Here is a 23814-nt window from a genome sequence, read left to right as displayed (position 1 = left end):
GCCACCATGAGCCGTACTGTTTTCTGCCGCAAATACCAGAAAGAACTGGAAGGCCTGGACTTCCCGCCTATGCCCGGCGCCAAGGGACAGGATATCTTCGAGAACATTTCGAAGCAGGCCTGGGAAGAATGGCAGGCCCAGCAGACCATGCTGATCAACGAAAAACACCTGAGCCTGATGGACCCGAACACCCGCAAGTACCTGCAGGCGCAGATGGAACATTTCTTCAACAACGAACCTTTCGACAAGGCCGAAGGCTACGTTCCACCGGAACAATAACCCCGGATTGATCAAAGCCTGAGCATGCCTGAAAAGATTCACAAATTTTTCCGGCCTAGCCTTGACTCAAAACATCGAAACCGGTTTAATAGCGCCCCGTTGCACAGCAGTAGCGCAACACGCCCGGATAGCTCAGTTGGTAGAGCAGGGGATTGAAAATCCCCGTGTCGGTGGTTCGATTCCGCCTCCGGGCACCATTAAGAATTCAGACAGAACCCGCCTTGTGCGGGTTTTGTTGTTTCCAGGCCACCCTACGGCACATCCACCACAAACACTTCATATTTCTCCCTGCCAACCTCTGGTCTCTCAGCCCCGCATTTACAGCACAGGTATGTCTGGCGCCCCTAGCGACATTGACCTATCCTTTGTTTTTGGCTCCCAACACCAGTAATGCAAGGTTTCAGAGGGCATTACCATGAGAAATCTCCACCTAACCCTATCTTTAACGGTTTCTCTTTTGGTAGCTGGATGCGTCAATAACAGCGTCGAACCAACGCTTAAAACTTCCAGCGCATCTGTGAGCTCCAAAGGACTGTTTGAATGCATTAACCGCAATGGTAACGGTTACATCGACCGTTCTGAACACGTATACCTGCGCCCATGCGGAATCACCGAAGACCTCGCCTGCGGTAATGTTCCAGACTCATTTGACGAAAGCTCTAACACTGACACCGTGCAATTCGGATCGAGATTTCTTCAACTTGCCGATGCAGATGGTGATGGGAGGATAAGCAGTCTGGAGCTCCGCGCCCACTGCAATAACATGAACGTGAAGAAATAAATTCTGGGTTCGCCTACGCGCAATTTGATGAGACATGAAAGTGGTGCCCTACGGGCACCATTAAGAATTCAGACAAAACCCGCCTTGTGCGGGTTTTGTTGTTTCTGACGCCCGAGAAATCCGACTCATGCTGAGATTCTTTGGGCATGGCTAGCTCTTGGATCGATACGCTCTTCCATCAGCCGTCGCTCACACATGGCCCTTTTCAGTTCCGAGTAATTGGTGGGGCTCGGGTCTTCTTTGTAGCGCTCCTGGGCCAGTCTCGCCAGGTCGCACTTATCAAGCCACTTCTCAATCAACTCTGCAGTCTTCATAGCCACCTCGTTTCGTTGAATTTACCCGGTCAGCATAAAGTCTCTGGCACAGAGCTATCTCGGTTGTTTTTCGCATGAATTGTGGCGAAACATGGAGGGCATTGAGGATCAGAAATGAAAAAGCCCGCGTTGAGCGGGCTTTAAAATCTATAACTTCCTTTGTCATTTACTCACTAACTACCGTCACTGGACGATGGGCATGCCTGACGACCTTCTCGCTCACACTGCCAAGAGTGAGGCTTCTCAACGTAGAGTCGCCGCGGCGCCCCAGAAACATATGGGAGCCGGGATGTTCATCGAGGTATTCAACGATCTCCTTGGCCGGGTCACCCTTGAGCAGGACTTCTTCCGCCGGCTCAACAATCCCGCTTACCGCCTGCTTCGCGGCATCAAATGCCTTGCGTCCGTATTCGCTGGCTTGTTCGTCAATGTCACTCTGCGGTATGCCACTTACGATCAGTCTCTCGAGCTTGGTACCGGGGAATACGGCAAGCAGTTTGAGTGGCTGGTTCGTCGCTTTGGCAAACTCCGCTGCCATTTTGGCGGCGTGTGATGAATGCTCCGAGCCGTCACACGCGACTACAATGCTTTGATTTCCATTTGCCATGTCATCAACTCCTTTCCTGATCAATGTTTAACCAACCTAACATTGCTGCGGCCATACGAGGGTTGATTGAAATCAATTACAGCGGGATCGGTATTATGATCGAAGCGCATTTATACCTATTGCCGGAACCTCCGGCACCATTGATTCTTGCGCTGCCGAGACGGCAATTGACGATGAGGAGTGATTGAAATGCTGATGGCCATTGGGGCGATCATCGCGGGTCTGATTCTGTTGGTGTGGAGTGCAGACAAATTTGTGGAAGGCTCGGCCACCACGGCCAGCCATTTCGGAATGCCGCCGCTGCTCATCGGTATGGTTGTGGTGGGTTTCGGCACGTCTGCGCCAGAGATGGCCGTGTCTGCACTGGCAGCCTCGCAGGGCAATCCCGGTCTGGCTCTGGGCAACGCCTATGGCTCGAATATCACCAACATTGCGTTGATTCTGGGCATCACAGCTTTGCTGGCGCCGATCGCCGTTCACTCCCAGGTCATGCGAAAGGAGCTGCCCATTCTCATTCTGGTCACCGCCTTTGCCGGCTGGCAACTGTGGGACGGGGATCTGAGCCGGATGGATGCCATCGGCCTGATGCTGGCGTTTGTTGTACTGATTGGCTGGAGCATCTACCAGGGCCTTCGGCAACCAGACGATGCTCTCGCTAAGGAGATGACCGAAGAAGTGCACGCAATGCCAGTGCGCAAAGCCATTTTATGGCTGGTGGTCGGACTGCTGCTTTTGATTGTCAGCTCCCGCATACTGGTGTGGGGTGCGGTTGATCTGGCAACTACTTTTGGCATCAGCGATCTGGTTATCGGCCTGACCATCGTAGCCGTTGGCACCTCACTCCCGGAACTGGCCTCATCCATCATTGCCGCCCACAAAGGCGAACACGATCTGGCCCTGGGCAACATTCTGGGTTCCAACCTGTTTAACACCCTGGCCGTTGTGGGCATTGCGGGGCTTATTGCCCCCATGCCGGTGGCGCCAGAAGTGCTCACCCGTGACTTCCCGGTAATGGCTGCCCTCACCCTGGTTCTGTTTGCCATGTGCTATGGCTTCCGCGGGCCCGGACGTATCAACCGGTTTGAAGGGAGCGCCCTGCTACTTGCCTTCACCGCTTATACCGTGTATCTCTTGGCTTTTTCGGGAGCGTAAATCATGTCACTTGCAGCCTGGCTGACCTTCCTTGTTGCAGCCGTTCTGATCAGTGTTTCCCCGGGTGCAGGAGCGATCAATACCATGAGTAATGGTATGCGTTACGGCGTTCGCCGATCGCTGCCGGCAATCATGGGGCTGCAGCTTGGTTTTGGCATCCAGATTCTGCTGGTGGGTGCCGGGCTCGGCGCCCTCATTGCGTCCTCCAACATCGCCCTGTCGGTTATCAAATGGCTGGGTGTTGCCTACCTGATCTGGCTGGGCATTTCCAAATGGCGAGAGCCTGTGATGGAATCCATGGACGATGACCGTCAGCCCGTTAGCGGGTACAAGCGGTTCTGGAATGCCGTGTTCGTGAACCTCACCAACCCCAAGGCCACGGTCTTTCTGGTGGCCCTGTTTCCACAGTTTCTGGTAGCAGGCGCACCCCATGGCCCGCAGTTGCTCACCATGGGCATCACACTGATTCTGGTGGACTGCCTGGTAATGCTCGGCTACGCCCTGCTGGCAAGCCAGCTGTTCCGGTTTATGACCACAGCCCGGCGCCAGCGGCAAATGAACCGCGTGTTTGGCGGCCTGTTTGTGACCGCTGCTGTCGCACTGGCCAGCTTCAAGCGCGCCTGACCACTAACCCGTTCAACGAAGGATACATTCCCGACTCAGCTTCTGGTTGAGGGTCCTGCGTTGTTGCCTCAGGGTATTCCCCCTGTCGTTGCTATAGCCCGCCCGCAGTTTGGACTGAATCCGCCCCAGCTTGCTTCGGTAAGTCGCGCACGTCTTCTCAAGCTCGGCCTCAGCCTTTGCTTTCTCGGTGATTCCGGAGCCTCCCGAGCGGCCGGAGGCAAGCAGGCCTTCAACGTCTTTGCGAATTCCGGACACCCGCTTTCCTTGCCTGAGATTCTCAGACATCGGGACTGTAACAGGCGGCTGCACCTGCAACTGTTTGTGCGGAATGTCACCCGGAGGATAATCGGAGAAGTGCGCTACACCACGGCCGTCGATCCAGGTATAGACCTCGGCATTAGCTACTGCGACAAGCGAAAAAGACAAAACAAGACCAGCCATCATCCTTGGCATACGGTTCCACTCCCTGTGGTTCGGTAATTTGGTGGGGCAGTATAGCGAAAAAGTTCGGGGCTTGGGGTCAGATAAACTCTGGGGCCAGATGAACACCTCATCCGGCCCCGATTTCGGTTTTAATGGTCGAGAAGTTCAATCCAGTGCTGCACCGGCACCGGCGACTTGGTTTCCAGGTGCATCTGGCAACCGATATTGGCGGTCACGATGCGGTCCGGACTGTCGACGGTCAAAGCCTTCAGTTTGTTACCAAGCAGCTTCTGGCTCATCTCCGGCTGGGTCACCGAATAGGTGCCAGCAGACCCGCAACAAAGGTGCTTGTCCTTGGTCGCAGCCAGGTTAACACCCGCCCGTGTCAGCACCTGCTCAACCACACCGCTCTGCTTCATGGCGTGCTGCAGGGTGCAGGGACAATGGAACGCCACCTTGCCTGGATCCTGGCGCACCTTCAGTTTCTCCAGATCCTGTTTAAGCAGGAAGGCGCCAAGATCGGTGCACAGCTCGCTTACCTTCTGGGCCTTGGTGGCATAGACCGGATCATCTTTCAACAGATGGCCGTAATCCTGAACCATGGCGCCACAGCCGGAAGCCGTCATTATGATCGATTCCGCACCCGCTTCGATGGCGGGCCACCAGGCATCAATGTTCTGGCGCATTCTTTCCAGGCCTTTCTCATGCTCGGAAAGGTGGTAGTTCACGGCACCACAGCAGCCAGCCTCGGGTGCTTCCACCATGGTAATACCGAGCCGGTCCAGAACCCGGGCGGCGGCCGCATTGGTGTTCGGCGTGGCGGAAGGCTGCACGCAGCCCGCCAATGCCAGCACGATACGGCTGTGGCTGGCCGCAGGCCAGGGGCTCGCCTGCTTTCTGGGCGGCACCTTTGTGCGCAGTTTTTCCGGCAATACCGGGCGAAACACCTGCCCCAGGCGAAGCAGTAAGCCGAACAACTGGCGGTTGGGAATCACCCGCGCCAGGGCCCAGCGCAACCACTTGTCTTTTGGCTCCCTGGGCATCTCCTTTTCCATCAGGCCGCGGCTGATGTCCACCAGGCGGCCGTACTGGACACCGGACGGACAGGTGGTCTCACAGCTGCGGCAAGTCAGGCAGCGGTCGAGGTGCTCACGGGTTTTCTCGGTAACTTCCGCCCCTTCCAGGAACATCTTCATCAGGTAGATCCGGCCACGAGGACCGTCACGCTCGTCGTTCAGCTCCTGATAGGTCGGGCAGGTAGCGGTGCAAAAGCCACAATGCACACAGGCCCGCAGGATGGACTCGGCTTCCTGGCCTTCCTTGGTGTTGGCAAATTGTTGAACCAGATTCGTCTGCATAATTACAACCAGCTGTATAAACGTCCGGGATTGAAGATGTTGTCCGGATCAAAGGCATTCTTGATACGGCGCTGGATGCCCTTCAGGGCCTCCGGCTGGTGATGCATCACCTCACCGGTGCGATCGCCACCACGGAACAGGCTGACCTGGCCACCGGCAGCACGGGCGGCAGGCTCCAGGTCTTTCAGCTCACCGGCGCCACGGAACCAGCGCTGGGAACCAGCCCAGTCGATAAACCAGTTACCTTCCAGTTTCGGTGTGGCAGCTGTCGAACCAACGGAGAAGCGCCACAAAGGCACGTCGTTACCGGCAAAAAATTCGTGGTGCATATCCTGCACCTGTCGCCAGAAGTGGTCGCCCTGCTCCATCACCTCGCCGGACCACTTTTCAGCGGTGGCTTCCACACCGGATTTCGCACCGGCCAGGCGCAGATAAACCTTGCCGTCGACCCAGCAGGCGGCAGTGATGGGCTTGGGCTCGGCCGCCCGGCTGTTCATATAGTGAACCACCTCGTCCATGCTCATTTCCTGAACCAGGGTCAGGGAGGCGGCAGGTTTCGGCATCACTTTCATGCTGATTTCAGTGATCACGCCCAGGGTTCCCAGGGCACCGGCCTGAAGACGTGATACGTCATAACCGGCCACGTTTTTCATTACCTGACCACCAAAGCGAAGATGTTCGCCCTTGCCATTGAGCAACCGGATACCCAGAACCTGGTCCCGCACCGAGCCGGCCCAGGGGCGTCCCGGACCGGAAAGGTTACAGGCCAGGGTGCCGCCGATAGTGGACGCGGCACCAAAATGGGGTGGCTCAAAATGCAGGCACTGACCCTCTTCAGCCAGAGTCGCTTCGATTTCGCTCAGCGGCGTGCCGGCACGGACGGTCAAAACCAGCTCCACCGGGTGATAGTCAACGATACCGGTGTGCTCGCCCACGTTGAGGGTTCCGGCATCGGTGTCGGCTTCCCGGCCCATGAAGGCCTTGGTACCACCGCCGACAATATTGAGTTTGTGCCCGCTGTCCCGGGCCTGGAGCACGTGCTCCTTCAACTGTTGGGAATTATCAGCCATGGGCGGCTTCCGTATGCTCGTGCGTGTGTTGTTTGTGCTCAAGGGAGCGGTATTCCTGACAGAACCGCAGAGCCGGTACGCCCTTGCCCGGGTTCAGGATACCGGCGGGATCAAACGCGGCCTTCACGTCGTGGAACTGCTGGAGTTCCTCATCGTTGAACTGCACCGCCATCTGGCGAATCTTTTCAACGCCAACGCCGTGTTCGCCGGTAATGCAGCCACCCACCTCCACACACATTTCCAGAATGCGTGAGCCGAAGGCCTCCGTACGTTCAAATTCGCCGGGCACGTTGGCATCAAACAGAATCAACGGGTGCAGGTTGCCATCGCCGGCGTGGAACACGTTGGCGACGCGCAGCCCAAACTCTTCTGACATCTTTTCCATTTCGGTGAGAACAAAAGCAATTTCGCGGCGGGGAATAGTGCCGTCCATGCAGTAGTAGTCCGGGGAAATCCGGCCCACGGCCGGGAAAGCGGATTTGCGTCCTTTCCACAACAGGGCACGCTCCTCCTCACTCTGCGAGGTGCGGACTGAGGTGGCGCCTAGCTTTCGAAAGACTTCCTCGGCCTGTGCAATGTGCTCGTGGACTTCCTCCTCGGTACCGTCCACTTCACATAGCAGCAACGCCTTGGCGTCCCGTGGGTAGCCGGCCTGCGCGAAGTCATCCGCCGCAACAATGGCATGGCCATCCATCATTTCCAGGCCACCGGGGATGATGCCATGGGCAATGATGCCTCCCACGGCATCACCGCCTTTCTGAACGTCATCAAATCCGGCCATGACAACCTGGGCCACTTCCGGCTTGGGCAACAGTTTTACTTTGACTTCCGTCACCACACCCAGCAGCCCCTCGGAGCCGGTCATCAGCGCAAGCAGGTCCATACCACAGCCATCCAGACCATCACTGCCCACGGTCACGACATCACCCTCGGCGGTGACCATTTCCACGCTCAGGATGTTGTGAACGGTCAGACCGTACTTGAGGCAATGCACGCCGCCCGAGTTCTCGGCCACGTTACCGCCAATGGTGCAGGCGATCTGCGAGGAAGGATCTGGCCCGTAATACAGACCGTACTGGGCCGCTTCTTCGCTGATGGCGAGGTTACGCACCCCGGGCTGCAGTCTTGCCGTTCGGGCCAGCGGATCAATCTCCACGATGCGATTGAACTTGGCCAGCGACAGCACCACGCCCTCCTTGTTGGGCATGGCACCGGCACTGAGTCCCGTTCCGGCTCCACGGGCCACCACAGGTACCGCGTTCTCGTTACAGATGCGCATCACCCGCTGCACCTGTTCAACGGTTTCCGGCAGCACCACCAGCAACGGCATTTCGCAATACATCGACATGCCGTCGCATTCGTAGGGCTTCATGGTTTCGTCATCGGTGATGACGTAGTCCGGGTCGATAAACGCCCGGAACTGCTCCGCCAGCTCGGCTTTGCTGACTTTCGGCTTGGTAGTCATAGCACTCTCTGGGTTTGAATTACGTCAGTGTGACAGTCATCAACCGCGTTTTGTTTCAAAGTGGTCAAGACCGGCCTGGGCACAGTCCATATCCTGCTGGGGGGTACCGGAACTGATTCCGATACCGCCCACCACCTCGCCGTCGACGATCACCGGCAGACCACCGCCAACAGAACTGATGCGCCCGCCAACCTCGGTATGAATGCCGAAAGCGAGACTGCCGGGCACGTTCACCTTGTTGTAGTCATGGGTGGCTTTCTTGGCCGCAGCCGCGGTAAAGGCCTTGTCCTGGGCAATGGTCACACTGGTGATCTTGCCGCCGTCCATTCGCTCGAAGGCCACCAGATTGCCGGATTCGTCCACCACAGCGATGCACATGGGCACGCCGATTTCGCGGGCCTTTTCCGCGGCACCCTCAATGAGGATGCGCGCCTCGGCAAGGTCCAGTCGTTTGATCGTCAACATAAAGCTTTACTCCTTGATTTGATTAACCGTAAACCAGCCCTGGCAACCAGGTTACGATGCCGGGGATCAGGACACACATGAACAGTCCGAACGCCTGAATCGCCAGGAACACCAGGGAAGACTTGAAGATGGTACCCATGGAGATTTCCGGAGGACAAACGCCGCGGATGTAAAACAGTGCGTAACCAAACGGCGGACTCAGGAAAGACATCTGCATGTTCACCAGGTACAACACACCGAACCAAAGCACCACGTCGTCACCCGCAACCGGCGGGAAGCCGAACAAGCCAGGGAATTCCAGCGCTTTCACGATCGGAATGAAGATGGGGACTGCCAGAAGCAGGATACCAACCCAGTCAAGGAACATACCCAGAACCACCAGCAAAACCATCAGCAGGAACAGGATCCCGTAAGCCGACATACCGGTTCCAAGTATGGCGTCGGTGACAAACTGCTGGCCACCCTGCAGGATGTAGAAGCCGACGAATACCGATGCACCGAACATGATCCACAGAACCATGGCAGACGCTTTTGCGGTGGTAACGGAGGCCTCGCGGAGGCCGGCGATAGAGAACTTCTTGTGCATCATCGCAACGATAATGGCACCGAAAGAACCGATACCAGCCGCTTCAACCGGTGTGGCAATACCACCGAACAGCAGGCCCAGAACCAGACCAACCAGCGCAAGGGGAGCAATCAGGTTGCCCAGAAGCTTGAGCTTTTCTTTCAGGCTGATCCGGTCTTCCACAGGAATTGGCGGACCCAGTTTCGGATTTAGCCAGCTGCGCACCAGAACATAAGTCAGGTACAGACCGGAGAGCATCAGACCGGGCAACAGAGAGCCCAGATAGAGCTCGCCCACGGACTGCTGTGCTACGACGGCGTAAAGAATCGCGAGAATCGAAGGCGGAATGAGGATACCCAGGGTTCCACCCGCCATGATGGAGCCGATGGCAATCTTGTGGTCGTAATGCCGCTTCAACATGGCCGGCAGTGCGATGATGCCCATGGTGACAACGGCGGCACCGATAACGCCGACCATCGCGGCAAGAATCGTAGAGGCGACAATGGTTGCAGCAGCAAGACCGCCACTGATGCCGCCCATCCACTTGTAAACCACGCTGAACATTTCTTCGATCAGGCCCGCGCGTTCAAGCATCGACGCCATGAAGATGAACAGAGGGATCGCAGCAATGTCCGGGTTCGCCATCAGTGGGAAGATCCGGCCGGGGACAATGTTCAGCATCATGGCGTCACCCACCAGATAGATGAACATGACACCAAGGCCACCGGTCACGAAGGCCAGCGGCAGCCCCATCATCAGGGCTACAGCCAGAGATCCAAACATCAGGTAGGTCAGCGGCCCGATTTCGACACCAGAAAGGCTGCCCGAGAGCTTGAAAAGAAATTTCTCATCACTCCATGGGTCGTAAAAGAGAATGTTGATCAGTTCAACACAGATGACAAACGCCAGACCCACGGTGGCGATGATCATTAACCATGTACCCAGTTTTCCGGCCATACCGTTGCTGGGCGCTGCAGTTGTTGTACTCATGATGTGCGCTCCTGACCGAGACGGATAAACAGTACGATGTCTTTAAGCAGCTTCGAAAAGCCGGCGAGCAGCAACAGGATTGCGCCCACAAACATCACGCCTTTCACGGGGTAATACTGGATACCCCAGGTCTCGACAGTGGTCTCTTGCATCATTATGGAGTCCTGGAAGAAGGTCCAGGATGTGGTAGCCAGAACGGCTGCAAATATGAAGAAAAACATGGAGGTGAAAATATCCATGCCCACGCGCCCGCGAACCGGCAGGAAGTTGTAGACAACGTCTACCCGCACGTGCGCACCGTGCAACAGCGCAAAGGCACCGGCAAGGATGTACTGCATGCCGAAGATCAGGAAGCTGGCCTCATGCACCCAGATCGTTGGCATGTTAAAGATGTATCGCATTACCACTTCAAAGAAGTAGAAAAGAACGGCGTTGATTGTCCAGAACGCAACGAAAAGACCTGACTTCTCGCACATCCAGTCAACGATTTTCGTAAACCAGTTACCCTCGTACTCAAAGTGAGCAAGAGGATCATCTTCTTCAGACTGCAGCTCGGAAACCGTTTTCTCTGGCTCGGCGTTATCTCCGCCGTGCTTACTGCTCCACTTATCCCAAGCCATCATGAGCAATGGCATTACCGCAAGCCAGCCCCAGTAGAACCAGTGCGGCAAAACAAAGCCAAAGGAACTCAGATCAGACATGTTGTTACCACCCAGATCAAAGAGCGAGGAAGGGAGGGCTAATCCTTAGTCGGCTAACCCTGCCTTCCTCGTGTGTCGTTTTTTGTTTGAGCTTTGGAACTTAGAAGCCCTTGATGTCTTCTTCGGTAATGTAGCCAACCGTGTCGTTCATCATGTACTTCAGCTGGATATCCAGGATGGCGCGTGCGTCCTCATTCTTGTTGGCCCAGTTGAACCAGATGGGGATCGCGGCCTTACGCCAGGTATCCAGATCTTCCTGGCTCAGACGGGTAACCGTGTCGCCATCTGCCTTGAACTTCTCCATCGCCTCGATGTTGCGCGCCTGGATGGCCAGGTAGTGCTTCTGGGAGTAGATCCGAACCTCGTCCTCAACCAGCTGCTGAAGCTCAGGCGAGATAGAGTTCCAGGCACGCAGGCTGACGGTCAGATCCATCAGATCCACCGGCTGGTAGATAGACATGACGCCTGGAGGTCCAAAGATGATGTAGTCGGTAACCTGGGAGAAGCCCAGCTCATAGTTAACTGCAGGGCCTACAAAGTCCGCTGCATCAATAGTGCCTTTCTCGAGAGCCGGGAAGATATCCGAGCCCGGCAGACTGACCGTGGACACGCCAAACTGCTGGAAAACCTCGGCAACCATGCCTCCTGGGACACGGATTTTCATGCCCTTGAGATCTGCAAGACTGTTAACAGGCTGCTTGGAGTGGATAATGTTGGCGTCGTGCTGGATCGGGCCAACGTAGAACAGGCCGAACTTCTTGTAGATTTCCCGGGTCTTCTCCAGCATGCCCATGGAGTAAAACATGGTGTCCCACTGATGAGGCTGATCTGGACCAGCTGGATAAGAGGACAGGAAGACAGAAGCAGGAATCTTACCGGCCCAGTATAGGGTGAACGGGTTCATACCCTGCAGCACGCCGTTACGAACAGCGTCAAACAGCGCGTTGTTGTCGGCAGCAACCGCCTTGGCCGGGAAGCACTGGAACTTGAGCTCTCCGCCGGACTTGGCCTCGATACTCTTACACCACTCCTCGAAGAGCGTGTAGCCCACCGTACCCGCGTCCCAGGTGGACTGGATTTTCCACGTAGTAGCAGCCTGGGCCTGACCCGCGCCCATGAGCATTGCGCCTGCCAGAGTGGCGCCCATGGCGATTGTCTTGAGGAAACTTCTGCGAGGTGGGGCCTCGCCAGTGTCACAGCTATTTCGGATGTTATTCTTCGAATTCATCGAAACGTCTCCGTTGGCTTTGTTTTTATCAGCGTCTATGGCAACGCCGGCGCAGGCCGACATTAGAACGATATTCGTAGCCAATCCGGGTTTAGTCCAGTTCGGTGAGCACTGGTCTGACCAGTTTTTGAAGTATTAAAAATGGACGAAATACTCTGAATCGGCCATATTTAACGGGCTCGGACGCACATCACGCGAGAACGGAAACACCAACAATCAGAAGCATTCACTGGTCAGACCAGAGAGCATAAACAGGCCCCCAAATGGCAATCTCCCAGGAAATCTCATACCGGCTGGAACGCCTTATTCTCGACGGCGGGCTGGCTCCGGAGCAGAAGATACCGTCCGAACGCCAACTGGCGACCCGCCTGGGCGTTTCTCGCGCGGTGATTCGGGAAGCCCTGCATGAGCTTCAGGGCCGCGGCGTTATTGATACCCGCCACGGCAAGGGGTCGTTTGTGGCCAGTATGGTGCCCGGCGCCAGCGAGCTGGGCGAACAGAGTCCGCTGATGCATCTTTTCGAGGGACACCCCCGCACACTTTTCGACCTTCTTGAGGTACGCGAACAACTGGAAGGCCAGGCCGCCTATCTCGCTGCTCTGCGGGCAACCCGGCTCGACCGGCATCGCATTACAAAGGCGTTCCGGGCGCTTGAGGATACCGACCCGCTTCGCAACGCCCGGCTGGATCATGGTTTCCATCTTGCGATTGTCGAAGCATCCCACAACCCGGTACTGGTGCACGTGCTCAACAGCCTGAAAAACATGATGTTGTTGACCGTTCAGGCCTCGGTTGCCAACCTGAACCCAAGAGAAGAAATGCGGAAGAAAATCGTCCGCCAGCACCGGCAGCTTTATGAGGCCGTCATCGCTGGCAAGCCGGCCAACGCCCAGAAGGTGGCGATGGCCCACGTACGGTTTGTCAGTGAGGCCATGAGAGACATGGAGAAAGACGGAGGCAAACTGATCAGGCTGCCCATTGAACAGGACAACGCGAGCGATCATTTGCGGGCAGGAGCCTGAGCATGGCAAAAAGCTTGCATCACACAATCATTCGACCACAATGTCATGCATCGAACGGCAGTGAAATTCGGTAAAACGCTCCCTTAAAGGGATTGATTTCCGCATCCACAGTCCGTAAAACATGCGCCTTTGAATGACAGCCCCAGGAGTCACCCATGGCGGACCAAGCGCCTTTGATCTGCAGGGACATTTACAAGACCTTTGACCAGCTTGAGGTGCTCAAAGGTATTTCACTGGAGACCCGCAAAGGCGACGTGGTTTCCCTCATCGGCAGCTCCGGCTCGGGCAAGAGTACTTTCCTGCGTTGTATCAACCTGCTGGAAACACCCACCTCCGGCGACATTATCGTGCACGGCGACCCAATAAGGTTCACAACAAACCGCAAGGGCGAACGTATTCCTGCCGATAACAAACAGGTTGAACTGATCCGCGCAAAACTTTCCATGGTCTTCCAGAGCTTCAATCTCTGGTCTCACATGACTGTTCTGGAAAATATCATTGAAGCCCCGGTTCACGTGCTGAAGGTACCCAAGAAGGAAGCCATCGAGCGCGCCGAAGCCTACCTGAACAAGGTGGGTATCTACGAGCGCAAGGACTACTACCCGGCCCAGATGTCCGGCGGCCAGCAGCAACGGGCGGCCATTGCGCGGGCACTGGCCATGGAACCGGAAGTCATGCTATTTGACGAACCCACCTCGGCGCTGGATCCGGAGCTGGTGGGCGAAGTGTTGAAGGTCATGCAAGGCCTGGCTGAGGAAGGCCGCACCATGATCGTGGTTACCCACGAGATGGCATTCGCAAGGGACGTGTCGAGTCAGGTCCTGTTTTTGCATCAGGGCGTGATCGAGGAACAGGGTACCCCCGAAAAAGTGTTTGATCATCCGGATTCGGAACGCATGAAGCAGTTCCTGACTCCCAACTTCTGACACTCGGTGCTATCTTGAACCGGTGAAGAAATAAAATGTTGGAACCAAAAACTTCCATCAAAAATAAAGCCCAAAAGGCAAACCACTGGAGAAGTGACACATGAAAAAAATGATTTTTGCAGCAAGCTGCGCCCTCGCCCTGATTGCTGGTGGCGCACAGGCCCAGGAGCGGGATCTCCGCATCGCGTTCGACGTGCCTTACGAGCCGTTTGAGTACAAGGACGAGAATGGTGAACTGACCGGTTTCGAAGTGGAACTGGCCGAAGCCATGTGTGAAGAAATGAACGCCAACTGCGAATTCGTGATCCAGGCGTGGGACGGGATGATTCCGGGCCTGCTGGCGCGTAAATTCGATCTGATCATGTCTTCCATGTCGATTACGCCGGAGCGCGCAGAGCGGGTTCTGTTCTCCGAGCCGTACTACAATACCCCGGGTGGCTGGTTCGGTCCTGAGAGCTTCAACACCGACGTCACTGACATGAGTGCGATGGAAGGCAAGACCGTTGGCGTTCAGCGCGGTACCACCATGGACACCTACGTGACTGAAAACATGGGTGGCATTGTCACCATCAAGCGCTACACCACCGCAGACGACATGGTTCTGGACCTTGAAGGCCAGCGCCTCGATGTCGTGTTCGTAGACTATCCGGTGGGCGAGCAGACTGTTCTCACCAAGGAAGGCTTCAAGGAAGTTGGTGAAGCGGTCAAGCTTGGCGAAGGCGTGGGTGTTGCCATGCGCCAGCGCGACACCGATCTTGCAGAAGAAGTGAATGCGGCCCTTCGCACCCTGAAGGAAGATGGTACCTACGACACCATCATGCAGAAGTACTTCGCTTACGACATCAAGATGTAAATCTGCCGAGGGGTGGCCCGTCAGGGCCGCCCCTGCTTACCGGACATTCCCATGCTTGATCTGAAAGGCTATGGCCCGGCCCTGTTGGATGGGGCAATAGTCACCATTGAACTGGCCTTCCTGTCTCTAGCCCTCTCGGTTGCCCTGGGTCTGGTTGGCGCGTCTGCCAAGCTGTCCCAAAGCCGGGTTGCCAAGGGTATCGCTACTACCTACACCACACTGATTCGCGGTGTGCCAGACCTGGTTATGATGCTGCTGTTTTACTATGGCGGCCAGGTGGCAGTGAATATGCTCTCGGATTACATCTGGGAAACTTACGAAATCGACTTTTTCTTTCAGTTCGACCCGTTTATCTCCGGCGTGGTAACGATCGGGCTGATTTTCGGCGCCTACATGACCGAAACCTTCCGCGGCGCTTTCCTGGCGGTTGAAACCGGCCAGATCGAGGCTGCCCGCGCCTACGGCTTTACCCGTTTTCATACCTTTCGCAGAATCATGCTGCCACAAATGATGCGCCATGCTTTGCCCGGCCTGGGCAACAACTGGCAGGTTCTGCTAAAGACCACCGCCCTGGTTTCCATTATCGGCCTGACGGACATGGTTCGTGTGGCGGAAGAAGCTGCCAAGGCGGAGCGCATGCCGTTCCACTTTTTCATTCCGGTGGCGTTTGTTTACCTGGCCCTCACGGCAGGGTCTGAATTGTTTATCAAGTGGCTCGATAAACGAGCCAATGTCGGCGTGGTTCAGGGGAGTTAACGGATGCCTGATTTCATTGCCGAGTGGCTGAACCAGAACGAAATCTTTACCGCCATGACCATCATGGAATACTGGGATGGCGCCGTGACTACCGTACATCTGGTGTTTCTGTCCCTGGTTATCGGTTTGCTGGTGGCGGTTCCGCTGGCCATCCTCCGGACGGTTCGCAACCCGTTCGTGTCTGGCCCGGTGTGGCTTTACACCTATCTGTTCCGCGGCACACCGTTGCTGATCCAGCTTTACATCATCTATTACGGGCTGGCCCAGATTGAGGGCATTCAGGAAACCTTCTGGTGGGAGATTTTCCGGGAGCCTTTCTACCCGGCCCTGCTGGCTTTCACATTGAACACGGCGGCCTATACCACGGAGATTATCCGCGGTGCGATTGTGTCGACGCCTAACGGTGAAATTGAAGCAGCTAAAGCCTATGGCATGAGCTGGTTTATGCGGATGCGGCGGATTGTGCTGCCAAGTGCAGCGCGGCGGGCGGTGCAGGCCTACTCCAACGAGGTGATCTTCATGCTGCACGCCAGTGCGATTGCCAGTGTGGTGACCATCGTGGATCTGACCGGGGCGGCCCGTAACATTTACTCGCGGTTCTATGCGCCATTTGACGCGTTTATCTTTGTGGCGTTTTGCTATATGGCACTCACGTTTATTCTGGTGTTCGCGTTCCGCAAACTCGAAAATCATCTGCTGAAGCATCAGCGGCCGGTTAGCGGCTGACCCCCTTGGCTTCCAGTTTGGTGCCGGGTCGGTTGGCGGGTGTCTTCCCGGGAGACGCTACGAGCACGTCCATGTGCGCTTGACTGAGGCCATCCATGGCCTCAGACACTCCCGGGAAGACACCCGCCAACCGCCCTCAAACTTTTTCCGTGGAGTCCCCATGACCGTTAGTGCGGATCTATTTGGCAGTTCCCCTGATTGGCTGTCCCATACACTGGATAATGCCAACGCAGACCTCCCGGAGGTAAAATCCCTTCTCCCAGATGGCACCCGAATCAGCCGCAAGGCCGCGGGCGTTCTGGACATTGTGCCTCCCGCTAACCGCAGCAATCCTAATGCCGAAGCCATCATTGTTTCCGCAGGTGTTCACGGGAACGAGACGGCACCCATTGAGGTTCTGAACGCACTGGTTTCCGAGCTGATTGATGGCGAGTGGGAACTGGCCTGCCCGGTTCTGCTGATTCTGGGCAACCCGCCGGCGATGGTGGCTGGAAAACGCTTTCTGGAAGTGAACCTTAACAGGCTGTTCGACGGTGCTCATGGGCGAAGCGAGTATGACGGGCTGGCCGAGGCTGCGCGGGCGCAGGAGCTTGAGGAGGCTTGCCGGCAGTTTGCCATGGCGAACCCTCAGGCGCTTTCTCACTACGATCTGCACACGGCCATTCGCCCTTCTCATCGTGAGCGGTTTGCGCTGTATCCGTTTGTTGAGAGTCGAACGGTTCCAGTAGACCAGTGTGATTTCATGCTGGAGGCGGAGGTTGAGACGCTTCTGCTGCAGCACAAGGCCGGTACGACGTTTTCATCGTTTTCCTCTTCACTCCTGAAGGCTGAGAGTTTCACCGTGGAGCTGGGGAAAGTGCGCCCGTTTGGCCAGAATGATCTGGGGCGTTTCTCGGGGATTCGAGATGCATTGCGGCGTCGGTTCCAGGGGCAGTCTGCGCCCGCACCGCAGCCACCATTCGACTATCTGACGGTGTTCGAGGTGGTGCATGAGATTCTGAATACCGGGAAGAACTTCCGGTTCCATATTCCGGATGACGTCGCTAATTTTACCGAATACCAGCCCGGCACGGTCATCTGGGAGGATGACGAAACCAGCTACCGGGTGGGGCACTCCCCCGAGGCGATTGTGTTTCCCAATCCGGACGTGCCCGTCGGCCACAGAGTTGGGCTGATGATCAAGCCAAAAACGGGGTCAGATGAACGTTTCATCTGACCCCGGGTTCCGCTGCTCAGGCCGGGGCGTTTTCAGGTTCCGGCACACTGACTTTGATCAACTGGGTACAGACAGCCGGGATTACAAGCAGAGTCAGTAACGTTGAAGCCAGCAGGCCGGAGATGATGGCCCAGGCCATGGGCGGCCAGAGCGTGGAGCTTGAGAACGCCAGGGGCAGCAGGCCGGCCACGGTGGTTGCGGTGGTCAACAGGATAGGGCGGGTTCGCTGTTCTACCGCGTTGCGCATGGCGTCGCGGATGTCTCTTCCTTTCTCCAGTTCCCGGTCCATCACGTCCAGCAGAACAATGGCGTTGTTCACCACGATTCCCACCAGGGCGATCACGCCCAGCAGAGACTGGAAACCGAAGGGTGAGCCGGACAGCACCAATCCGGGGAAAATACCGACGGTAGCCAGCGGCACCGTCAGAAGGATAATGCCAACCCTGCGGAAGGAGTTGAACTGCAGCAGCAGGAAGAACAGCAGCAACAGCATCCCGATGGGGGCTGCGGTGAGCAATGCGGTATTGGCTTCACCGGAGCCTTCGGCGTCGCCGCCCATGGCCATGCGGGTCCCCGGTGGTAACGGGTTTTTCTCAAGCCCTGCGTAAAGGCCGTCCAGGGCCTGGCTGAAGCTGTAACCGGTTTCGAGATTAGCCGTGACGGTGTTCATTCTTACGCCATCACGCAGGTATCGAGCCGCCGGTTCCCAGGTGGTATCCACTGTCGCCACTGCTGAGAGCGGAACGGCGTCGCCCCGGTCGTTGTAGATGTTCACTGACAGCAACCGTGAAAGCGACAGGGCCGTGCCCTCGCGGGAACGCAGCACCAGGGGGATGGGATCCTCTTCCTGGCGATAGCGCTCAGCCACCACACCAAAGCTCTGGCCATAAAGGCTCTGGGCCACATCGGCGCGGGTCAGGCCATATCGGGCAGCCGTGGCGTCGTCAACGTTGATGGCAATGCTGGGCACGCCAATATCCAGGTCGTGGCGGACATCAACCGTACCCTCGACGCCCCGCAGGATACTGAAAATCTGTTCCACCGCCTCTACGCGGGTGCCGTTGTTGGCGTGGTAGACCCGAATTTCCACAGGCGCAGCCCTTGGCGGCCCCTGCCCGAGTATGCCCACGGTCACATCCAGCTCCGGCATCTGTTCTTTCACATGGGCTCGGATCCAGCGAATCATGCCGGTGGTGTCTTCCAGTGTGGGTGTGGTGACCACCAGCCGGGCCCGGTTCGGCGCCTGGGGCGCGCGCTGCAGGTTGTAATAGAAGGACGGCCCGGTGAAGCCCACAAACCGGTGAACCTCCAGGGCATCAGGCTGTGACCGGATAATTCGTTCCAGGCTTGCGGTTGCCTCTGCGGTGCGGGCCTGGTCGGTGCCTTCGGGCATGTAGACTTCGACAATCACCCGGGGGCGGTCGGCATTGGGGAAAAACTGCTGGGCCATAAAGGGGGTCATGGCAACGCTGATTCCCACTAGTATGGCGCCCGCGGCAATCAGTCTCCCGGGGTAACGGGACACCAGGCCGCCAAGGAACCGCGCCAAGCCCGTCAGACGGTCCTGCCCGGCCTTGCGGCGGGGTTTCAGGAATCTGGCTGCCAGCAGGGGCACCGCGGAGATCGCGAGCAGGTAGCTGACTGACAGCGTCAGCATGATCATGACCGGCACGCCACGGGTGAAATCCGCGGCACCGCCCTTGGCCAGTAGCAGGGGTGCGAAGGCCGCCAGCGTGGTTCCCGTTGAGGCACCCAGCGGGCCGGCCAGCTCGCTGACGGCCTGGCGCAGGGCATCGAGACGGCGCATGCCCTCATCCAGGTGGCCCTGAATGTTTTCAACAATCACAATGGCATTGTCGATCAGGATACCGAGGGATATCACCATACCGATCACTGCAATCTGGTGCAGAACACCACCGCCCAGATCGTAGAGCCCGACACTGATCAGGGCGACCATAGGCAGAATCGAGGCCACCAGCAGGCCCATTCGAATGCCCATGCCGGTAAAAACCACAGCAACGATGATCAGCACCGAGAGCACCAGACTCCAGGCCAGGTTATCGAGCCGTTCCTCTACCTTGTCCGGCTGAAAGAACATCTCCCGGATTTCGTAGGGTTCAAAGTCTCCGCGGATCTGCTCCATGCGTTCGCGCACCCGCTGACCAAAGCGGATCGCATCGGTGGTGCCCTCTTCCATAATGATGGAGACCAGCACCACCCGTTCGCCGTCGTACCAGGTTTCCGGCTGTCTGGGTTCTACTGGTCCACGCCAGACATCCGCTGCCGCGGCCAGGGGAACCTGTGAGCCATCCGGAAGTTCAATGGGCGTGGCGCGGATGGCGTCAATATCCGCAAACTCGCTGTTGGGAAGGACCGACAGGCGGCGGCCATTGACCACCACAAAGCCGCCGGGAATGGTCTGGTTTCGTCGCGCCAGTGTGTCTAACACCCGCGCCGGGGAGATTCCAAGCCGGAAGAGCGCGGCATCGTCCAGGGCAAGGGTAATCTGTTCGTCGGCATCGCCTTCAAGCTCAATCCGGGAAACCCCCGGCAAATCCGAGAGGTTCTGCTTCAGCCGTTCAGCAACACCGGACAATTCCGTGACCGACGGCGAGCCTCCTACGGCCATGACAATGGCGGGAATATCAATCAGGCGATCATCGAGCACCATCCGGCCCACATCGTCCGGGAAGTCCTGTTTCGCCCGTTCCATGGCCTGGCGCACACGATCCCAGGCGGGGTCGGTGTCGTAGATGTCATCATTCAGGCGCAGGCGCACAATGGCAACGCCGGTACGGGCGGTGGATTGGGTGTAATCCACCTCCTCCACCTGCCGAAGTTCATCCACCAGGGGCCGGAGTACGAGCCGTTCAACGGCCTCGGCGCTGGCGCCGGGATAATTGATGCTGATCAGGCCGGCCCGGTAGGGAAAGGACGGGTCTTCCTGGCGCGGCATGGTGCTGTAGGCGGCAATACCCAGCAGGCAGAGCATGGTAACCACCATGCCCAGCAGGCGTTGGCAATTCAGAAGCCGGTGGGTCATCAGCGCACCTCCACGGCATCACCGTCCACCAGCCGTGTCATGCCGGCATAAACCACCAGGTCACCCGGGGACAGATCGCCGGAGGTAACCACCACTCGCTCGCCCACGACCCGGTCGACTTCCACCGCAACGCGGGAGGCCACATTATCCTGGACCCGGAACACACTGACACCCTCGGCGTTGCGGATCACCGACAGCAAGGGCACCGTGATGGCAGATTCCCGCACCGGCGTGATACCAACCTCGACTGGCTCGCCAGGCTCAAGCGTATTCACCGGCAGGCTCACCAGAACCGGATGCAGCTCGCCGCGAATGGCACTTGCCTGGGCAATCTCGACCACCGAACCGGATTGTGGCGGGCGGCTGCGGTCCTGGACGGACCAGACAGGCAAGGTTTGCTCCAGCTCAACATGATCCAGCAGATACGCCGGTACCCGCACCTCTACCTCACGGCCCTCGGGCGAGGAAAGCCGCATCACCGGCTGTCCGGCCGCGACGAATTCGTCCCGCTCCACCAGCAGGGCTTCAACCCGTCCGGAAAAGGGCGCCCGAAGTGTGCTCTCTTCGAGCAGCTGGGTTGCCTCCGCCAGGGAGGCCCGCGCCGTTGCGACGCTCGCCTCCAGGGAGTCCCGCCGAGCGGCAAGCTGCTCCAGCGTCTGTTCGGACACCACACCGCGCTCGTGCAATCGGCTGGAGCGCTCCCACTCCCGCTGAGCCTGCTGATACTGGGTTCTCAGTTCTTCCAGCCGGGCCCGGGCAGAATCCCTGGCCGGCTCCAGGCCGGGGTTATAGACCCTGGCAAGCAGATCACCGGCCTGCACTTTCTGCCCGAGCTCCACCGCCTGCTCCTTGAGGGTGCCACTGACCTGGAAGGTCAGCGTCGCTCTCTGGGTAGCACGAACAATTCCGGAAAACCGCAGCGGCATATCCTGGCTCTCGCCGCCGGCAACTTCAGACACACGCACTGAAACCTTCTGCTGCCCGGATTCCGGGGCTACGTCACTGGCTTTACAGCCCGACAGAAACAGTGAAAAAACCGCAAGCGAAACGATGGCAACGGGGATTCGAAGTGGTGTCATGACTCTTCCTTTCATCCTTGCTTGTGTAGTTGGCGGGGTCCTGTCCCTGGAGAAGCCCGATGATTGATTTAGACATCATGTCATTCTTTGACATTTTGTCAATAATCGGGTTTGATTCGATTTCAGGTATCCTATGCGTGCTGTTGCCAACTAACCGGATGATTGAATGAGCGAACCGCTGAAAACCCGTCGCGAGCGTGAGAAACAGGCCCGTTACGACACCATTCTGGACGCCGCCGAACTGGTGTTCTCGGAAAAGGGCTACGAACGCACGTCCATGGACGACATCGCGCGTACCGCCAGCCTCAGCCGGGCCTTGCTGTACGTGTACTTCAAGGACAAGGCTGCGATACAGAGGGGCATTATGCTCAGGGCAGGCCACAGCCTGTTCCGGCGATTTGAAGAAGCAAGACAGACTGCGGATAACGGCCTTGCCCAGATCCGGGCGATGGGAGAATCCTACTACCGCTTTTATCTGGAAGAACCGGATTACTTCTCGGCCCTGACCAAGGCGTCCACCGCCATGGCGGAGGCCGATGAAAGTCAGACGGAAGAAATGTTGTGCTCCAAATCAGACCTGATGGAGCTGATGGTGGGGGCCATCGAACTGGGGCTACGGGACGGCACCATGAACCGTGACCGGATTAACGACCCCGTTCAGACCGCATTGTACCTGCGCGGGGCCCTTCACGGGGTGATCCTGCTCTGTCAGTCGGAAATGGGGGAAGGCAACCCGGAGTTTCCTGCCGAGCAGCTGATCCGTCATACCATGGATATGCTGACGTCCTCGATTTCCGCCTGACAGCTCGCAGCCCGGCAGGCCGCTAGAGCTGGAAATCGTAGATGGAGCCGAGCCCCATGATCCCGGTGAGTTCGTCCAGCGCTTTACGGACTTCTTCCAGCAGCATGGGATCGCCCAAGTCGCCCTGGCTCAGTTCGTCCCGATAATGGGCTTCTACCCAGGTGGTCAGGCGCTCATAGAGTTCATCGGTGAGCAGCACACCCCGGTTGATGGCCCTAAGCTCATCGTCGTTGAGAACCACCCTCAACCGCAGACAGGCCGGGCCACCGCCATTGCGCATGGACTGCTTGACGTCAAACACTTCCACCGCTGTAATCGGCCCGCCAGACTTCACGAGGCCATCCAGATAACGGCTGACGGAAGCCACTTCCCGACACTCGCCGGGCACCGCCAGCAGCATGCCGTCGGGCGTGTTCAGCAACTGACTGTTGAACAGGTAGGAGGCCACCGCATCTTCCAGCGGCACATCGGCACTGCTAACCCGGACCGCTTCCAGCTCGGCACCGGTGAGCCGCTCCCTGATGTCCGCCAGCACCTGCGTTTCGTTGAGAAACGCCATTTCATGGTAAAAAAGCGCATTACCGTTGCCCACCGCTATCACGTCGTTGTGGAAAACGCCGCCATCAATGGCGTCCGGATTCTGTTGGGCAAACACCGCATTCTGATCCCTGAGGCCATGCAGCCGTGCCACTGCCTGGGATGCCTCAAGCGTTTGTCGTGCCGGGTATTTCTTCGGGGCTGGCGCCTGTTCATTGAATGCCATCTGGCCATACACAAACAGTTCCACCCCGGGTTCACCATAACCGGCACACAACCGGGTGTGGTTGGCCGCGCCCTCATCGCCAAAGTGGCTCACTGATGGCAGCGCCGGATGGTGCGCAAAGTAGCTTTCGTCGGCAAAAATGGATTTCAGGGACCTACCGGTCACCGTGTGTTCGATGGAGCGATGAAACTTGGCACTCAGGTTGGCCGGGGTGAAATGCACACGATGGTCAGAGGTGTCGGCACTCGGCGATACCGTGGCCGCATTGGCCGTCCACATCGGCGAGGCAGAAGAGACTGCTGCCAGGATCGACGGACTGGATTTGGCCGCCTGCTCAAGAACGCGAGCATCCGGACCTTCAAATCCCAAGGCCCGAAGTGTCGGAATATGCGGCCGTTCATGGGGCGGCAGAACGCCCTGCACATAACCCCGGTCCGCCAGGCGCTTCATTTTGGCCAGGCCCTGCAGTGCCGCCTCTTTCGGATTCGAGACGGAACTGACATTGGATTTGGAGGCTACATTACCCCAGGACAGTCCCGCGTAATTGTGGGTGGGACCGACCAGACCATCGAAGTTTGCTTCAACCGCGTGTTTCACCATGGCACT

24 protein-coding genes and 1 tRNA gene are annotated in these 23814 nt (G+C 57.6%); 12 read left to right on the top strand and 13 right to left on the bottom strand.

What is annotated here, in order from left to right; genetic code table 11:
* The first annotated feature begins 6 nt into the window (after nucleotides 1-6).
* The 3 genes from J3362_RS00175 (at nucleotide 7) to J3362_RS19795 (ending at nucleotide 1060) form a co-directional block, all read left to right on the top strand.
* Complete coding sequence (locus J3362_RS00175; protein WP_008169302.1) at nucleotides 7-279, top strand: oxidative damage protection protein; 273 nt, start codon at nucleotides 7-9, stop codon at nucleotides 277-279.
* A gap of 121 nt (nucleotides 280-400) precedes the next feature.
* Nucleotides 401-476, top strand: a tRNA-Phe gene (locus tag J3362_RS00170).
* Between the two features lie 218 nt (nucleotides 477-694).
* Nucleotides 695-1060, top strand: coding sequence for an EF-hand domain-containing protein (locus J3362_RS19795; RefSeq protein WP_502882393.1), 366 nt, complete (start codon nucleotides 695-697; stop codon nucleotides 1058-1060).
* 125 nt (nucleotides 1061-1185) lie between these two features.
* Here the strand turns inward: J3362_RS19795 and J3362_RS00165 are convergent, their stop codons facing one another.
* A complete protein-coding gene (locus tag J3362_RS00165) occupies nucleotides 1186-1374 on the bottom strand; it encodes a hypothetical protein (RefSeq protein WP_349517567.1) in 189 nt (62 codons plus the stop codon).
* A 166-nt stretch (nucleotides 1375-1540) separates the two neighbouring features.
* Nucleotides 1541-1981: a universal stress protein gene (locus J3362_RS00160; RefSeq protein WP_041645579.1), complete on the bottom strand. Its 441-nt coding sequence runs from the start codon at nucleotides 1979-1981 to the stop codon at nucleotides 1541-1543.
* 189 nt (nucleotides 1982-2170) lie between these two features.
* Between J3362_RS00160 and J3362_RS00155 the strand changes: the two genes are divergently transcribed.
* Entirely contained in the window at nucleotides 2171-3133 is a 963-nt protein-coding gene (locus tag J3362_RS00155) for a calcium/sodium antiporter (RefSeq protein ID WP_349517566.1), read from the top strand.
* Nucleotides 3134-3136: 3 nt separating this feature from the next.
* A complete protein-coding gene (rhtB, locus tag J3362_RS00150) occupies nucleotides 3137-3757 on the top strand; it encodes a homoserine/homoserine lactone efflux protein (protein ID WP_349517565.1) in 621 nt (206 codons plus the stop codon).
* Between the two features lie 12 nt (nucleotides 3758-3769).
* Here rhtB and J3362_RS00145 read toward each other — a convergent pair whose 3' ends face one another.
* From J3362_RS00145 to dctP, 8 genes are all read right to left on the bottom strand, one after another.
* The gene (locus J3362_RS00145; protein ID WP_349517564.1) at nucleotides 3770-4210 is read right to left on the bottom strand and encodes a DUF4124 domain-containing protein; all 441 of its coding nucleotides are present in this window, start codon (nucleotides 4208-4210) and stop codon (nucleotides 3770-3772) included.
* Between the two features lie 119 nt (nucleotides 4211-4329).
* Nucleotides 4330-5538 carry a glycolate oxidase subunit GlcF gene (gene glcF / locus J3362_RS00140; RefSeq protein WP_349517563.1) on the bottom strand — a complete coding sequence of 403 codons (1209 nt, stop codon included), beginning with the start codon at nucleotides 5536-5538 and terminating at the stop codon, nucleotides 4330-4332.
* Nucleotides 5539-5540: 2 nt separating this feature from the next.
* The gene (gene glcE, locus J3362_RS00135; protein ID WP_349517562.1) at nucleotides 5541-6608 is read right to left on the bottom strand and encodes a glycolate oxidase subunit GlcE; all 1068 of its coding nucleotides are present in this window, start codon (nucleotides 6606-6608) and stop codon (nucleotides 5541-5543) included.
* Nucleotides 6601-8073: an FAD-linked oxidase C-terminal domain-containing protein gene (locus J3362_RS00130; RefSeq protein WP_349517561.1), complete on the bottom strand. Its 1473-nt coding sequence runs from the start codon at nucleotides 8071-8073 to the stop codon at nucleotides 6601-6603. The genes glcE and J3362_RS00130 overlap by 8 nt, the downstream gene beginning before the upstream one ends.
* A 39-nt stretch (nucleotides 8074-8112) precedes the next feature.
* Nucleotides 8113-8538, bottom strand: a complete 426-nt coding sequence (locus J3362_RS00125; protein ID WP_008169282.1) for a GlcG/HbpS family heme-binding protein — start codon at nucleotides 8536-8538, stop codon at nucleotides 8113-8115.
* A gap of 22 nt (nucleotides 8539-8560) precedes the next feature.
* Nucleotides 8561-10093: a TRAP transporter large permease gene (locus tag J3362_RS00120; RefSeq protein ID WP_064230042.1), complete on the bottom strand. Its 1533-nt coding sequence runs from the start codon at nucleotides 10091-10093 to the stop codon at nucleotides 8561-8563.
* On the bottom strand, nucleotides 10090-10794 hold the full coding sequence (locus tag J3362_RS00115) for a TRAP transporter small permease subunit (RefSeq protein ID WP_349517560.1): 705 nt from the start codon (nucleotides 10792-10794) through the stop codon (nucleotides 10090-10092). The genes J3362_RS00120 and J3362_RS00115 overlap by 4 nt, the downstream gene beginning before the upstream one ends.
* Nucleotides 10795-10894: 100 nt before the next feature.
* A complete protein-coding gene (gene dctP / locus J3362_RS00110) occupies nucleotides 10895-11941 on the bottom strand; it encodes a TRAP transporter substrate-binding protein DctP (protein WP_349519226.1) in 1047 nt (348 codons plus the stop codon).
* Nucleotides 11942-12285: 344 nt separating this feature from the next.
* Here dctP and J3362_RS00105 point away from each other — a divergent pair, with 344 nt between their 5' ends.
* From J3362_RS00105 to astE, 6 genes are all read left to right on the top strand, one after another.
* A complete protein-coding gene (locus J3362_RS00105; RefSeq protein WP_349517559.1) occupies nucleotides 12286-13044 on the top strand; it encodes an FCD domain-containing protein in 759 nt (252 codons plus the stop codon).
* Nucleotides 13045-13199: 155 nt separating this feature from the next.
* Nucleotides 13200-13970: an ABC transporter ATP-binding protein gene (locus J3362_RS00100; RefSeq protein WP_349517558.1), complete on the top strand. Its 771-nt coding sequence runs from the start codon at nucleotides 13200-13202 to the stop codon at nucleotides 13968-13970.
* Between the two features lie 100 nt (nucleotides 13971-14070).
* Nucleotides 14071-14823 (top strand): transporter substrate-binding domain-containing protein, encoded by a 753-nt coding sequence (locus tag J3362_RS00095; protein WP_014578262.1) that lies wholly within the window; start codon nucleotides 14071-14073, stop codon nucleotides 14821-14823.
* Nucleotides 14824-14874: 51 nt separating this feature from the next.
* Nucleotides 14875-15579, top strand: coding sequence for an ABC transporter permease (locus J3362_RS00090; protein WP_349517557.1), 705 nt, complete (start codon nucleotides 14875-14877; stop codon nucleotides 15577-15579).
* A 3-nt stretch (nucleotides 15580-15582) separates the two neighbouring features.
* Nucleotides 15583-16305, top strand: a complete 723-nt coding sequence (locus J3362_RS00085; RefSeq protein ID WP_349517556.1) for an ABC transporter permease — start codon at nucleotides 15583-15585, stop codon at nucleotides 16303-16305.
* A 160-nt stretch (nucleotides 16306-16465) separates the two neighbouring features.
* Entirely contained in the window at nucleotides 16466-17521 is a 1056-nt protein-coding gene (astE, locus tag J3362_RS00080) for a succinylglutamate desuccinylase (RefSeq protein WP_349517555.1), read from the top strand.
* 16 nt (nucleotides 17522-17537) lie between these two features.
* On the opposite strand, the gene J3362_RS00075 is transcribed toward astE, so the two are convergent.
* Together J3362_RS00075 and J3362_RS00070 are read right to left on the bottom strand one after the other, a co-directional pair.
* Nucleotides 17538-20564 carry an efflux RND transporter permease subunit gene (locus J3362_RS00075; protein WP_349517554.1) on the bottom strand — a complete coding sequence of 1009 codons (3027 nt, stop codon included), beginning with the start codon at nucleotides 20562-20564 and terminating at the stop codon, nucleotides 17538-17540.
* Nucleotides 20564-21643, bottom strand: a complete 1080-nt coding sequence (locus tag J3362_RS00070; RefSeq protein WP_349517553.1) for an efflux RND transporter periplasmic adaptor subunit — start codon at nucleotides 21641-21643, stop codon at nucleotides 20564-20566. Before J3362_RS00070 ends, J3362_RS00075 begins: the two co-directional genes overlap by 1 nt.
* A gap of 166 nt (nucleotides 21644-21809) precedes the next feature.
* On the opposite strand from J3362_RS00070, the gene J3362_RS00065 reads away from it, so the two are divergent.
* Nucleotides 21810-22445: a TetR/AcrR family transcriptional regulator gene (locus tag J3362_RS00065; protein ID WP_349517552.1), complete on the top strand. Its 636-nt coding sequence runs from the start codon at nucleotides 21810-21812 to the stop codon at nucleotides 22443-22445.
* 22 nt (nucleotides 22446-22467) lie between these two features.
* Here the strand turns inward: J3362_RS00065 and astB are convergent, their stop codons facing one another.
* Complete coding sequence (gene astB, locus J3362_RS00060; RefSeq protein ID WP_349517551.1) at nucleotides 22468-23808, bottom strand: N-succinylarginine dihydrolase; 1341 nt, start codon at nucleotides 23806-23808, stop codon at nucleotides 22468-22470.
* Nucleotides 23809-23814: the final 6 nt, after the last annotated feature.

Source organism: Marinobacter sp. NFXS11 (assembly GCF_040148675.1).
Classification (GTDB): Bacteria; Pseudomonadota; Gammaproteobacteria; order Pseudomonadales; family Oleiphilaceae; genus Marinobacter.
The sequence above is the reverse complement of the archived record's forward strand: the minus strand, read 5'-3'. Positions and strand labels throughout refer to the sequence as shown.

Excerpts from the sequence above, each read along its gene's own strand:
- J3362_RS00175 (WP_008169302.1), top strand. The coding sequence starts at position 7 with ATGAGCCGTACTGTTTTCTGCCGCAAATACCAGAAAGAACTGGAAGGC.
- J3362_RS19795 (WP_502882393.1), top strand. The coding sequence starts at position 695 with ATGAGAAATCTCCACCTAACCCTATCTTTAACGGTTTCTCTTTTGGTA.
- J3362_RS00165 (WP_349517567.1), bottom strand. The coding sequence starts at position 1,374 with ATGAAGACTGCAGAGTTGATTGAGAAGTGGCTTGATAAGTGCGACCTG.
- J3362_RS00160 (WP_041645579.1), bottom strand. The coding sequence starts at position 1,981 with ATGGCAAATGGAAATCAAAGCATTGTAGTCGCGTGTGACGGCTCGGAG.
- J3362_RS00155 (WP_349517566.1), top strand. The coding sequence starts at position 2,171 with ATGCTGATGGCCATTGGGGCGATCATCGCGGGTCTGATTCTGTTGGTG.
- rhtB (WP_349517565.1), top strand. The coding sequence starts at position 3,137 with ATGTCACTTGCAGCCTGGCTGACCTTCCTTGTTGCAGCCGTTCTGATC.
- J3362_RS00145 (WP_349517564.1), bottom strand. The coding sequence starts at position 4,210 with ATGCCAAGGATGATGGCTGGTCTTGTTTTGTCTTTTTCGCTTGTCGCA.
- glcF (WP_349517563.1), bottom strand. The coding sequence starts at position 5,538 with ATGCAGACGAATCTGGTTCAACAATTTGCCAACACCAAGGAAGGCCAG.
- glcE (WP_349517562.1), bottom strand. The coding sequence starts at position 6,608 with ATGGCTGATAATTCCCAACAGTTGAAGGAGCACGTGCTCCAGGCCCGG.
- J3362_RS00130 (WP_349517561.1), bottom strand. The coding sequence starts at position 8,073 with ATGACTACCAAGCCGAAAGTCAGCAAAGCCGAGCTGGCGGAGCAGTTC.
- J3362_RS00125 (WP_008169282.1), bottom strand. The coding sequence starts at position 8,538 with ATGTTGACGATCAAACGACTGGACCTTGCCGAGGCGCGCATCCTCATT.
- J3362_RS00120 (WP_064230042.1), bottom strand. The coding sequence starts at position 10,093 with ATGAGTACAACAACTGCAGCGCCCAGCAACGGTATGGCCGGAAAACTG.
- J3362_RS00115 (WP_349517560.1), bottom strand. The coding sequence starts at position 10,794 with ATGTCTGATCTGAGTTCCTTTGGCTTTGTTTTGCCGCACTGGTTCTAC.
- dctP (WP_349519226.1), bottom strand. The coding sequence starts at position 11,941 with ATGGGCGCCACTCTGGCAGGCGCAATGCTCATGGGCGCGGGTCAGGCC.
- J3362_RS00105 (WP_349517559.1), top strand. The coding sequence starts at position 12,286 with ATGGCAATCTCCCAGGAAATCTCATACCGGCTGGAACGCCTTATTCTC.
- J3362_RS00100 (WP_349517558.1), top strand. The coding sequence starts at position 13,200 with ATGGCGGACCAAGCGCCTTTGATCTGCAGGGACATTTACAAGACCTTT.
- J3362_RS00095 (WP_014578262.1), top strand. The coding sequence starts at position 14,071 with ATGAAAAAAATGATTTTTGCAGCAAGCTGCGCCCTCGCCCTGATTGCT.
- J3362_RS00090 (WP_349517557.1), top strand. The coding sequence starts at position 14,875 with ATGCTTGATCTGAAAGGCTATGGCCCGGCCCTGTTGGATGGGGCAATA.
- J3362_RS00085 (WP_349517556.1), top strand. The coding sequence starts at position 15,583 with ATGCCTGATTTCATTGCCGAGTGGCTGAACCAGAACGAAATCTTTACC.
- astE (WP_349517555.1), top strand. The coding sequence starts at position 16,466 with ATGACCGTTAGTGCGGATCTATTTGGCAGTTCCCCTGATTGGCTGTCC.
- J3362_RS00075 (WP_349517554.1), bottom strand. The coding sequence starts at position 20,564 with ATGACCCACCGGCTTCTGAATTGCCAACGCCTGCTGGGCATGGTGGTT.
- J3362_RS00070 (WP_349517553.1), bottom strand. The coding sequence starts at position 21,643 with ATGACACCACTTCGAATCCCCGTTGCCATCGTTTCGCTTGCGGTTTTT.
- J3362_RS00065 (WP_349517552.1), top strand. The coding sequence starts at position 21,810 with ATGAGCGAACCGCTGAAAACCCGTCGCGAGCGTGAGAAACAGGCCCGT.
- astB (WP_349517551.1), bottom strand. The coding sequence starts at position 23,808 with ATGGTGAAACACGCGGTTGAAGCAAACTTCGATGGTCTGGTCGGTCCC.